Consider the following 12,340-nt stretch of genomic DNA (forward strand, 5'->3'; position numbering starts at 1 on the left):
TTTATACTTTATTTAAACTTATTTTATCACTATCTACTAATATTACTTCATTATTACTAATTGGTTTTAAAAAGAGTTTTGAAGAATAAATTTCGATAATCTTTTCTACACTTTCTTCAAAAGGAAAATTTTTATAGTGAGGAACTAAATAAAAATCTACTAAATTCAAAGCATCAAAATTTTTTAGATTAATATTTTCTTCTATACTATCCATCTCTTTCGCATACTCTATATTTTTAGATGTAATTATAGCACCAGCTGACTCGCCTATATAAAGTTTTCCTTTTTTTACCTCTTCAACAATTATTTTATCTGCACCAGTTCTTTTTAATTCTTGTAGTAAAAAGAAAGTATTTCCACCAGATACATAGATAAAATCATTTTTTCTTAATTTGTTTTCTATTTCTTCACTTGTATCAGTTGAAATCTCTAACTCATCTACAATTAATCCTAAGCTTTGAAAATCTTTTTTTGCTAAATCTACATAAAAATTAACTTCTTCAACTATTGAGGCTGTTGGTATAAAAGTTACACTTTTACCTTTTAAATTTTTTTGAAAATCTACAAAAATATCTATAACATCACTAAAAGATGAAGCTAAAAAGAGTTTTTTCATACTTATTTTTCCTTTATATTTTCAATACAGCCATAAAAGCTTCTTGTGGAACATTTACTTTTCCAATAGCTTTCATTCTTTTTTTACCAGCTTTTTGTTTTTCAAGTAGTTTTCTTTTTCTTGTAATATCTCCACCATAACATTTTGCAGTTACATTTTTTCCCATAGATTTTACAGTTTCTCTAGCAATAATTGTACTTCCAATACTAGCTTGTACTGCTACTTCAAAAAGTTGTCTTGGAATAAGCTCTTTTAGTGCTTTTACAAACTCTCTTCCTCTTGAAACTGATTTATCTTCAGGAACTATTATTGATAAAGCATCAACAATATCTCCTGCAACTCTAACATCGAGTTTTTTCAAGTTTCCAGGTCTAAAACCTATTGGTTCATAATCAAAAGAGGCATAACCTTTAGTAGTTGATTTTAATTTATCATAAAAATCCATAACTATTTCATTCATAGGAATATCGTACTCTAGAAGAACTCTTTTCCCTATATAATCCATTTTTAGCTGTATTCCTCTTTTATCATTCAAAAGTTTTATAACATTTCCTAAAAATTCATCAGGTACTAAAATAGTTGCTTTAACATAAGGTTCAAAAATAGTTTCAATATAGTTTGGTTCTGGAAGTTCACTAGGATTTTGAATTACAACTTTTTCTCCATCCTTTTTTAAAACTTCATAAACAACCGTTGGAGCAGTCGCTATTAAATCTAAATCAAATTCTCTTTCTAATCTTTCTTTGATAACTTCCATATGAAGCATACCTAAAAATCCAGTTCTAAAACCACTTCCTAAAGCGATAGAACTTTCAGGTTCAAAAGATATTGATGAATCGTTTAGTTTTAATTTATTTAGTGCTTCTCTTAAATCTTCGAATTTATCTGTTTCTATTGGATAAAGACCTGCAAAAACAAATGGTTTAGCTGGTTCAAACCCATCAATTACTTCAAGTGTCGGATTTTTTGCATCAGTCATGGTATCACCAACTGCAATTCCATCAAGTGTTTTTAAACCTAAAACAACTATTCCAATTTCTCCTGTTTTTATCTCTGTTGTATCTTGTTTTTTTAAGGGATGTGGATACATCAAGCTTATTACTTGGTGTTCAACTTTTGTATTCATCATACGAAGAATTTGTCCTTTTTTTATACTTCCATCATAAACCCTCACAAGTGCTAAAGCTCCCAAATAGTTATCAAACCAACTATCGTAAATAAGTGCTTTTGTAGGAGCGTTTTCATCTCCAGTTGGGGAAGGAACTCTATCAACTATTGAATCTATTAAATCTTTTACCCCAAGTCCAGTTTTTGCACTTATTAGATTGTGAAAAGTACAATCAAGCCCAATAGCTTCTTCAACTTCTCCTAAAACTCTCATAGGGTCTGCACTTGGTAAATCTATTTTGTTTACAACAGGAAGTAATTCCAAATCATTATCCATAGCTATATAAACATTTGCAATAGTTTGTGCTTCAACTCCTTGAGTTGAATCAACTATTAGTAAAGCACCCTCAGATGAAGCTAAAGAACGGCTAACTTCATAAGAGAAATCAACGTGACCAGGAGTGTCTATGAGATTTAGAACATATTTTTGTCCATCTTTTTCATAATTTAATCTAACACTTTGAGCTTTTATAGTAATTCCACGCTCTTTTTCAATATCCATATTGTCCATAACTTGTGAAGTCATCTCTCTATCACTAATTCCACCACACTCTTGGATAATTCTATCTGCTAGTGTTGATTTCCCGTGATCAATATGTGCAATAATACTAAAGTTTCTGATATTTTTTTGCAATTTTCTTCCTATAAATTTAAAAGATTTTTTGTAAAGTGGCAAGATTATATCCAAAAAGTAGTAAGTTTTTGTTAAAGTTTTATCTCTTCATCAGTATTTAAAAATAGCTTAGCTAATATTATTGATAGTATTTATCAAGGAATTTTATGAAAACAGAAAAATATGATATAAAAGGTATGACTTGTTCTGCTTGTTCAAATGCAGTGGATAAAAGTGTTAAAAAACTAGAAGGAATAAAAGATATAAATGTAAATTTGCTAAGTAATAGTATGCTTGTAAGTTATGATGAAAATGTTTTAGATTATGAAAAAATCATAAAAACAGTTGAAGATGCTGGATATAGTGCAAGTTTAGTTTCTAAAGATAATAGTAAAAAAAATGATATAGCAAAAGAGAATATTGCACAAATTGAAATAGATGAGTTAAAACAAAGATTAATCATCTCTTTGATTTTTGCAATTCCACTTTTTTATGTTTCAATGGGACATATGTTAAATTGGTATTTACCATCATTTTTTCATGGAGTTGAAAATGCTATAACTTTTGCATTTACGCAGTTTTTGTTATCTTTACCAATAGTTGTAATAAATAAGAAGTTCTATAAAGTTGGTTTCAAAACTTTATTTAAAGGTTCACCAAATATGGACTCTTTAATAGCCATTGGAACTGGTGCAGCGATGGTTTATGGAGTTTTTTCTATCTATAAAATAGCTTATGGATTAGGGCATAATGATATAAATATTGTAATTCAATACTCTATGGATTTATATTTTGAAAGTGCAGCTATTGTATTGACTTTGATAACATTTGGAAAATTTTTAGAAGCAAGAGCAAAAGGTAAAACTAGCGAAGCTATAAATAAACTTATTGATTTATCTCCTAAAACAGCTTTAGTTTTAAAATATGATAAAGAGGTCGAAATTGCAGTTGAAGATTTGAGATTACAAGATATTATTATTGTTAAACCAGGACAAATTATCCCAACAGATGGAATTATTATAGATGGAAATACATCTATTGATGAATCTATGATAACAGGGGAAAGTTTACCAATTTCAAAGAAAATTGGAGATAAAGTAATAGGTGCTAGTATAAATAAATATGGTGCTATAAAATTTGAAGTTACAAAAGTTGGAGTTGATACTGTTTTATCACAGATTATAAAACTTGTTGAAGAAGCAAGTTCTTCAAAAGCTCCTATTTCAAAACTAGCCGATAAAATAAGTAGTATTTTTGTGCCAACAGTTATAGCTATTTCTATAATTGCTACTATTACTTGGCTATTTTTAGGTTACTCATTTGAATTTTCTTTATCAATTGGAATAGCTATTTTGGTTATTTCTTGCCCTTGTGCATTGGGACTTGCTACTCCAACAGCAATTATGGTAGCAACAGGAAAAGGTGCTCAAAATGGTATTTTGATAAAAAATGCGGAAGCTTTAGAAGTAGTACATAAAATAGATACTGTTGTGTTAGATAAAACAGGAACTATAACACAAGGAAAACCGAAAGTTACAGATATTTTTACAAATGAAAATATAAGTGAAAATGATTTACTTCAAATTGCTTTTTCTTTGGAAAAGAATTCTGAACATCCTTTGGCTCTTGCAATAGTTGAAAAGGCAAATGAAAAGAAATTAGAATCTTTAAATATTTATGATTTTAAAGCCATAAATGGTTTAGGAATTGAAGCAAAAATTGAAGGTAAAACAATATTTATAGGAAATAAAAAGTTTATTGATAGTAAAAATATATATTTAGATGAGTTCTTTACTAAAAGTGAAGAGTTGTCAAATAGTGGTAAAACTCCTATTTTTATTGCTAATCAAAAAGAAATTTTAGGACTTATTTCAATAGCAGATACTATAAAATCTACAAGCAAACAAGCTATTTTAGAGTTTAAAAAAATGGGACTTGATGTGATAATGCTAACTGGTGATAATAAAAATACAGCACTTTCAATAGCAAAAGATTTGAGTATTTCAACTGTTATATCAGAAGTTTTACCACAAGATAAAGAAAAAGCCGTAAGAAAGCTTCAAGAAGATGGTAAAAAAGTAGCTATGATTGGTGATGGAATAAATGATGCTCCAGCACTTGTTCGTTCTGATGTAGGAATAGCAATAGGAGCTGGAACTGATGTAGCAATAGAATCAGCAAATATTGTTTTAGTTAAAAATGATTTACTTGATGCTGTAAAAGCTATCCAATTAAGCAAAGCAACTATTAAAAATATAAAACAGAATCTATTTTGGGCATTTATATATAATATTATTGGTATTCCATTAGCTGCAGGAGTATTTTATACAATTCTAGGATGGAAACTAAATCCAATGTTTGCTGGTGCTGCTATGAGTTTGAGTAGTGTTTCAGTCGTTTTAAATGCTTTAAGATTGAAGTTATTTAAGCCAATAATAGATGAAGAATTTAATATAATAAGCAATACAAATCAAAAAGGAGTTAATATGACAAAAGTTTTAAAAGTAGATGGTATGAGTTGTGGGCATTGTAGTGGAAGAGTTGAAAAAGCTTTGAATGCTATTGATGGAGTTGATAGTGTGAAAGTTGAATTATCAACAAAAGATGTAACTATAAATATGTCAAAAGAGTTAGATGAACAAACTTTAGTAAGTGCTATAAGTGATGCTGGGTATGAAGTTATAAAATAAAGTTAAACTTTAAACAATAAAAAAAGGGTTGGAAACTTATTTCCAACCCTTTTTAAATAGAAAAACTATTTAGAATTATTTTACCATTACAGCATCAACTCTTCTATTTTCAGCTCTTCCTTCTACAGTATCATTAGAAGCAACTGGTCTTGTTTCACCATAACCAACAGCTTTAATTCTATCTTTTTCAACACCAGCCTCAACTAATGCTTTAACAACAGAAGCAGCTCTTCTTTCTGATAATTTTTGATTATAAGCATCTTTTCCAACAGAATCTGTATGTCCTTCGATATCAGCTTTTAATCTTTTGTCTTTTTTCATAACTTCTGCAAATTCGTGAATTCTTGTATTGTAAACATTTTTGATGTCAGATTTGTCTGTATCAAAATTAACATTTAAGTTAATTAATGTAATACAACCAACAGTATCAACTTTTGCACCTTTTGGAGTATTTGGACATTGATCTAATTCATCAATTACACCATCACCATCACTGTCTAATGGAGCAGCAACTGGAGTTGGAACTGGAGTTGTAGCAACAACTGGAGCAACTTTAGCAGCTTTTTCTCCAAATGGAACAGCAAGACCTAAAGTATATAATAATGTATTATCTCCTCTATTTGTTTCAATTAAATGTCTAACATCAAATTTAACTGCTAATCTTTCAGCAACTTGATATTTAGCACCAATACCATAGTTTCCAAATACACCATTTTCATGTCTTCCAAATTCGTTATCAAAGAATTCAACACCAACTCCGATTAATCCATATAAAGATAAATCATCAGTTAAAGAATAATCTTTTACTAAGTTAGTAAATACTCTAGTGATTCCAGTATCTCTACCTTGGAAACCATTTTTACCATTTAAATCTTCTAATGTTCTTAAAAAACCAATTTCAACTTGGTCAATAAAAGAATCAGTTTGGTTAAAACCAAAAGCTAAACCACCATTAATATAGTTTTTCTCATGATTTGCATTACCTTCTGTAAGTCCTCCAGAGATTAATGGAGTTATTTCATATTTGTAATCACTATTTGCAGCTAGTACTAAAGAAGCACAAGCTAAAGATGATAATAAAATTTTTTTCATTTTGTATCCTTTTTTAAAATATAATCGTACAAATTATATTAAATCTTTTTTTAAACCTAAATTAATTATTAAAAATAGAGTTAACAGATTCGTTATTATGTATTCTTCTAATAGCTTCTCCTATCATAGATGAAGCTGTTAAAACTGTAATTTTTTTTGCATTCTCTTTTGTTGGAATAGTATCAGAAATTACAAGTTCATCTAAAACACCATTTGCAACTCTTTCATATGCTGGACCACTTAAAACTCCATGAGTACAACAAGCCATAACACTTGTAGCTCCTCTTTGTTTTAAAACTTCTGCCGCTTTTACTAAAGTTCCAGCTGTATCAACCATATCATCTACTAAGATTACATCTTTACCTTTTACATCACCAATGATGTTCATAACCTCTGCAACATTTGCTTTTTCTCTTTTTTTATCAACAATTACTAAATCATAACCTAATTTATCAGCATACTGTCTAGCACGTGCTACTCCACCAATATCTGGACTTGCAATAATAGGATTTTTAAGATTTTTACTTTTTATATAGTTAATAAATAAAATTGAACCAAATAAATTATCTGCAGGAAGATTGAAAAATCCTTGAATCTGGGCTGCATGTAAATCTATAGTTACAATTCTATCAATTCCTGCAGCTTCAAGTAAATCTGCAACTAATCTTGCACTAATTGGAACTCTTGGAGCTGCTTTTCTGTCTTGTCTTGCATACCCATAATATGGAACAACGGCATTTATGCTTTTTGCACTAGATCTTTTAAGTGCATCTATCATGATTAATAATTCCATTAAATTATCATTTGTCGGAGCACAAGTTGGCTGAATTATATAAACATCTTGTCCTCTTACGCTTTGAGTTATTTGAACAGATATTTCACCATCACTAAATTTATTTAAAGTTGCATCAGATACTTTCATACCCAAATATTCACCAACTTTTTTTGCAAATTTTGGGTTTGCACTCCCACTGAATAGTTTAAATGTTGACATAAAATTCCTTGAATTTTTATATTTTAATTATAAAATTCTATCAAAAAAGGGCTTAATAAAGATGTTCTAATTTGTTAATAGTAGATTAATGAAACATTAATAAAAAAAAGAATATAATTTTATGCCTAAAATATTGATAATAGGTATCATCAAGTCAAAAGGAGACAAAATGAAAAAAATTAGTTTAGCTGTGGCAAGTTTGGTGTTATCAACATCTGTTTTCGCTGATTCTTCAACTATTGATGAAGCGTTTAAAAATAGTGAAATTGAAGGTGCAATATCTCTATATGGACAAAAAGTAGAAAATAAAAAAGCACAAGACTTAGCTTATGGAAATGGAAATTTAAGATTAGGCTTTACTACTGACTCTTTTTATGGTTTTAATGCAAAAGTTGAAGCTAAGGGGAATTTAAAATTAGGGCAACAACACGGAAAAGACTACAAAGATGGTGCTCCTTTTGAAAATAGTGCTTTATTTACACAAGCATATTTACAATATGAGTTAGACAATATTTTATCTATTAAAGCTGGAAGATATGAAGGGGAATATGAATGGCTTACTGATTATCAACAAGGAGCAGTTGCAGAAATTTTAGCAATACCAAATACGGTTTTAGCTTTGGGATATTCAAATAAAAAATCTGAATCAGGAATAGATTTAAGTGAAGATTTTCATAGACCAGAATTAACTGATAAAGGTGTTTATTTTGTAGATATTCAAAATAATAGTTTAGATTTTGTTACATTTAATCCATACTATTATGAAATGCCAGATTTTGGAAGATTTTATGGTTTAAAAACAGTTTTTGATACAGATTATTTTGGAATTACTGCACAATATGCGAAAAGCAATGCAGATAATACTTGGTACTATGATGAAGAAGAAAATGAAAATTTTCAATTAGAAGATGGAAGTATAGCACATATTGAGGGTATTGTTAAAATAGAAGATTTTGAAGCATTTGCTGGGTATGCAAAAACAGATAAAGACGGTGGTGCAAATATGATAGCTTCTTTTGGAGATACTATTTCACCATTTGAAGATGGAGATTATGTTTATGATCCTAATTCAAAAACTTGGTATATTGGAGCAAACTACTCTATTGCTGGGGTTGATTTAGGTGCTTTATATGGTGCTACAAAACATGGAATTGAAGGTGATTTAAAAACAAAAGAGCTTAACTTAAGTATTGGATATAGTATTACTGATAGTTTAGGTGTGAGTTTTATGTATGTAAATGTTGATAACAAAAACTTTGATGAAACAAATTATAACAAATATTTAGCAGCTGTTGAATATAGCTTTTAGTTTTAAGAAAGAGATTTTTCTCTTTCTTAATTATTTTGCACTTTCTATAAATGCACTTCCTATGACTCTATCTTTATCATAAAAAACTGCAAGTTGTCCACTAGCAACTCCGAAAGCTGGTTCTTCTAAAGATATATAAACTTTATCATTTTCTATTTTGACTTTACATAGTATTGTATTCGAACGATATCTTAGTTTTACTCCACAATGAAATTCTTTATCATCAATATACATATTTAGACTATTACCAATAACTTCATTTACTTCTAAAGATGGTTTTTTACCAACAATAATAGTATTGTCTTTTGGATTTAGTTTTGTAACAAAGTGAGGTTCTTGTGCACCTTTAACTGTAAAACCTCTTCTTTTCCCAATTGTATAATGCGCATAACCTTTATGTTTTCCTACAACATTTCCATTTTCATCTAAAACATCACCTTCAACATCAATATTTGAATGTTTTTTTACAACATCAGTATAAACTGTTTCAACAAAACAAATCTCTTGTGATTCATTTTTTTCTGTGATTTTTTTATATGCAACATCAAGTTTTGCACCAAATTTTACAATATCTTCTTTTTTGTAAGTACTAAGAGGAAACATCATATAAGGAAGTGTATTTTTTGGAACTTGAGATAAAAAATAGCTTTGATCTTTTGATAAATCATCTGCCATATAAAAAAACTTTCCATCAGTTTTTGCATAGTGTCCAGTTGCTAAATATGAAGCACCATGTTTTTTTGCAAAATCAAGCATAGCACCAAATTTTATCTGTTTATTACATTTGACACATGGATTTGGAGTAGTACCTTCTAAATATGAGTTTACAAAATAGTCATAAATCTCTTTGGAAAATTTATCTGTCAAATCTAAAATATGATATTTAATACCTAAAAATTTGGTAACATCGTCAATATAACCTAAATTTGATTCGTGATAACCATCGGTTCTATTATGAAGTTTTAGATAAATTCCTTCAACTTCATATCCTTCATTTTGTAGCATATAAGCAGTAACGGAAGAGTCAATTCCTCCACTCATTCCAACCATTACTTTTTTTTTACTCAAATTCTTACCTTTTTATTTGTAGTAACTTATAAAGCCACCACCAAGACAGTAATCGCCAGAATATAAAACAAGACTTTGTCCTAGTGTTACAGCTCTTTGAGGATTATCAAATTCAACTACTACTTTTTCACCACTTGCTTCAACAACTGTACAAGCTTGTTTTTGTTGTCTATATCTAACTTGTGCCATTAATTTATCACCAATTTTTGGTGCCTCTTCAAGTACCCAATGCATATGGCTTGCTTCAACAGTTTTACTCATAAGTAAAGGATGATTTGTATCTTGAACAATAGTTAATGTGTTATTTACTACATCTTTAGAAGCTACAAACCAAGGTTTGTGTGTATTGTTTTCACTTTCATTACCTTTAATACCACCAAGACCAATACCTTTTCGCTGACCTAATGTATAACAAACAAGACCTTTGTGTTTTCCTATAACTTTTCCATTTTCATCTAAAATATCACCTGGAATAGCCTTTAAATGTTGAGTAATAAATTCATCAAATTTTTGATTACCAATAAAACAAATTCCTGTACTATCTTTTTTATCACTAACAGGAAGATTATGCTCTCTAGCTATTTGCCTAACTTCTTTTTTTGTTAAATCTCCAAGTGGAAACATAGCGTGTGATAATTGTTCACTTGATAATGCGTGTAGAAAATAACTTTGATCTTTTGTATTATCTTTTGGAGTATCTAGTACAAAATGATCTTTGTATTTTGCAATTTTTGCATAATGACCAGTTGCAATCATATCTGCACCCATACTTTTTGCTTCATTTAAAAATACATTAAATTTTATTTCTTTGTTACATAAAATATCTGGATTTGGTGTTAGACCTTGTTCTAAACCTTTTAAAAATACATCAAAAACTCTATCTCTGTACTCTTTAACAAAGTCTTTACCTCTTACTTCAATTCCTATTAATTCACCAACTTTTTTTGCATCTTCAAACTCTATACGATTAGGACATTGGCTACCTTTGATTCCATATTCCCAGTTACGCATAAAGAGTCCAACAACATCATATCCTTGTTGTTTTAACAATAACGCAGTAACAGAGGAATCAACTCCACCTGACATTCCTACAACTATTTTTTTATTTTTGTTCATTTTTTTACCTTTAAAAAGTTCTCTTTTAGAACTCTGTTTACAACAATTTAGTTGTTTTTTATATATTTTAAAGGAATAATCACTGATTCTCTAATTGCCCAATTTTTGTGAGGGATAACTAAATTTTTTGTATTTATTTTTTTATTGTCAAAAAATATTATATCTATATCCAAGGTTCTAGGCGCATCTTGAAAGGATCGCTTTCTTCCGAATTTTTTTTCATATCTTTGCATGGCTTTTAAGAAGTCATTAGGACAAAGATTAGTTTTGAGTGAGATTATACCATTTAAAAAGTAGCTTTGTTCTAAAAATCCAAATGGTGGATTTTGTAAAAGTGGAGAACTCATAAGTAAAGTAAATCGTAAATCTTTTTTTAAACATAAGATTAAATTATCAAATATTTTTTTTGTATTTCCAATATTTCCCCCAATACCAATAGTTACACAATACTTTTTATTTGAAGTAGTGTTAAATATTTTTGGAAAATTTGGGTAATAAAAAAGTGTTAAATTATTATTTAAATTTTTTTTCAAAATTCTCTCTTTTTTTATAAAAAATTAAAACTTATTAAATAAGTCAAGTTTATTTTAGCATTTTATTAATTTATAAGATAATAGCTTTTCCATTCTTCATAACAACTGTATCTTCTATTCTTACACCAAATTCATTTGGTAAATAAATACCTGGTTCTACTGTAAAAACCATATTGTCTTCTATTATTAAATCATTTTTTGTATTTATATTTGGAAATTCATGAATATCAAGCCCAACTCCATGACCTGTACTATGAACAAAAAATTCTCCATATCCAGCTTTTGTTATAATATCCCTAGCAATCTTGTCAATTTGAGAAGCTTTCATTCCACTTCTTGCTTTTTTTATAGCAGTTGTTTGTGCTTTATAAACAATATCATAAATTCTTTGGTGTTTTTTATTTTTAAATTTTTGTTCTCTTTCAAAGCTAAAATTTTCAAAATCAACTGCACTCGTACAAGTTCTGTCTGAACAATATCTTTTATATTTTACTCCAGCATCAACTAACAATAAATCATTTTGTCGTAATTTTTTTGTAGTTGGTAAAGCATGTGGTTTTGCTGCATTTTCATTTATTGCAACGATTGGTTCAAAAGAGATATTTAGTTTTCCAGTTTGGCTCATATTTTCAAAAGCTTTAAAGTATAAAAAATCTTCACTTTTTTTAAGACCTTGTTTTTTAATATATTTTGCAAAGTTTTTAAAACCATCTTTTCCTAACATACTAGCTTTTTTTAATAATTTTATCTCATCATCATTTTTTATCAATCTTTTTGTTTTTGAGAAATTTAGTTCTTGTTTAAAAATAGTTTGCATATCTTTTGCCAAGTTTGAATATGTTGCATAGCTAAAATCATTTGGATCAAATATTAACTCTTTTATTTGATTTTTATTTAGAATATTTTTTGCAGCTTCTACTAAATCTGAACTTTCTATAACTTCACAATTTTTAACATTTTGTTTTGCTTCAAGAGTATATCTAGCATCTGTTATAAAAAAGTTTTCACTTCCTAAACTCAAGAATATTACATTATCACAAGAAAAATTAGCTTCATAATATATTGCATTTTCATTTTTTAAAATAAAGTTTTTCATCAAAAATTGCCTTTTTTTGGGTTGGTTTAACAAAAATTTAATTATA

General features: G+C 28.5%; 10 protein-coding genes. 2 read left to right on the top strand and 8 right to left on the bottom strand.

Features of this window, described 5'->3' with window-relative positions; translation table 11 throughout:
- Position 1: 1 nt before the first annotated feature.
- Together CRU91_RS04070 and lepA are read right to left on the bottom strand one after the other, a co-directional pair.
- A complete protein-coding gene (locus CRU91_RS04070; protein ID WP_113893659.1) occupies positions 2-616 on the bottom strand; it encodes a peptidase E in 615 nt (204 codons plus the stop codon).
- A gap of 13 nt (positions 617-629) precedes the next feature.
- Positions 630-2,417, bottom strand: coding sequence for a translation elongation factor 4 (gene lepA / locus CRU91_RS04075; protein WP_113893726.1), 1,788 nt, complete (start codon positions 2,415-2,417; stop codon positions 630-632).
- A 146-nt stretch (positions 2,418-2,563) separates the two neighbouring features.
- On the opposite strand from lepA, the gene CRU91_RS04080 reads away from it, so the two are divergent.
- On the top strand, positions 2,564-5,086 hold the full coding sequence (locus tag CRU91_RS04080; protein ID WP_113893661.1) for a heavy metal translocating P-type ATPase: 2,523 nt from the start codon (positions 2,564-2,566) through the stop codon (positions 5,084-5,086).
- A 75-nt stretch (positions 5,087-5,161) separates the two neighbouring features.
- Here CRU91_RS04080 and CRU91_RS04085 read toward each other — a convergent pair whose 3' ends face one another.
- Positions 5,162-6,178 carry an OmpA family protein gene (locus tag CRU91_RS04085; RefSeq protein ID WP_113893663.1) on the bottom strand — a complete coding sequence of 339 codons (1,017 nt, stop codon included), beginning with the start codon at positions 6,176-6,178 and terminating at the stop codon, positions 5,162-5,164.
- Positions 6,179-6,239: 61 nt separating this feature from the next.
- Positions 6,240-7,172 (bottom strand): ribose-phosphate pyrophosphokinase, encoded by a 933-nt coding sequence (locus CRU91_RS04090; protein WP_113893665.1) that lies wholly within the window; start codon positions 7,170-7,172, stop codon positions 6,240-6,242.
- A gap of 169 nt (positions 7,173-7,341) precedes the next feature.
- Here CRU91_RS04090 and CRU91_RS04095 point away from each other — a divergent pair, with 169 nt between their 5' ends.
- Positions 7,342-8,481 carry an Opr family porin gene (locus tag CRU91_RS04095; protein ID WP_222718390.1) on the top strand — a complete coding sequence of 380 codons (1,140 nt, stop codon included), beginning with the start codon at positions 7,342-7,344 and terminating at the stop codon, positions 8,479-8,481.
- A 30-nt stretch (positions 8,482-8,511) separates the two neighbouring features.
- Here CRU91_RS04095 and mnmA (CRU91_RS04100) read toward each other — a convergent pair whose 3' ends face one another.
- The 4 genes from mnmA (CRU91_RS04100) to CRU91_RS04115 all read right to left on the bottom strand — a co-directional run bounded on the left by mnmA (CRU91_RS04100) (position 8,512) and on the right by CRU91_RS04115 (position 12,294).
- The gene (gene mnmA / locus CRU91_RS04100; RefSeq protein ID WP_222718393.1) at positions 8,512-9,531 is read right to left on the bottom strand and encodes a tRNA 2-thiouridine(34) synthase MnmA; all 1,020 of its coding nucleotides are present in this window, start codon (positions 9,529-9,531) and stop codon (positions 8,512-8,514) included.
- 30 nt (positions 9,532-9,561) lie between these two features.
- The gene (mnmA, locus tag CRU91_RS04105; RefSeq protein WP_113893671.1) at positions 9,562-10,665 is read right to left on the bottom strand and encodes a tRNA 2-thiouridine(34) synthase MnmA; all 1,104 of its coding nucleotides are present in this window, start codon (positions 10,663-10,665) and stop codon (positions 9,562-9,564) included.
- A 47-nt stretch (positions 10,666-10,712) separates the two neighbouring features.
- Positions 10,713-11,198: a 2-amino-4-hydroxy-6-hydroxymethyldihydropteridine diphosphokinase gene (gene folK / locus CRU91_RS04110; RefSeq protein WP_113893673.1), complete on the bottom strand. Its 486-nt coding sequence runs from the start codon at positions 11,196-11,198 to the stop codon at positions 10,713-10,715.
- A 70-nt stretch (positions 11,199-11,268) separates the two neighbouring features.
- A complete protein-coding gene (locus tag CRU91_RS04115) occupies positions 11,269-12,294 on the bottom strand; it encodes a M24 family metallopeptidase (protein ID WP_113893675.1) in 1,026 nt (341 codons plus the stop codon).
- Between the last annotated feature and the right edge of the window lie 46 nt (positions 12,295-12,340).

Source organism: Aliarcobacter vitoriensis, assembly GCF_003316695.1.
Classification (GTDB): domain Bacteria; phylum Campylobacterota; class Campylobacteria; order Campylobacterales; family Arcobacteraceae; genus Aliarcobacter; species Aliarcobacter vitoriensis.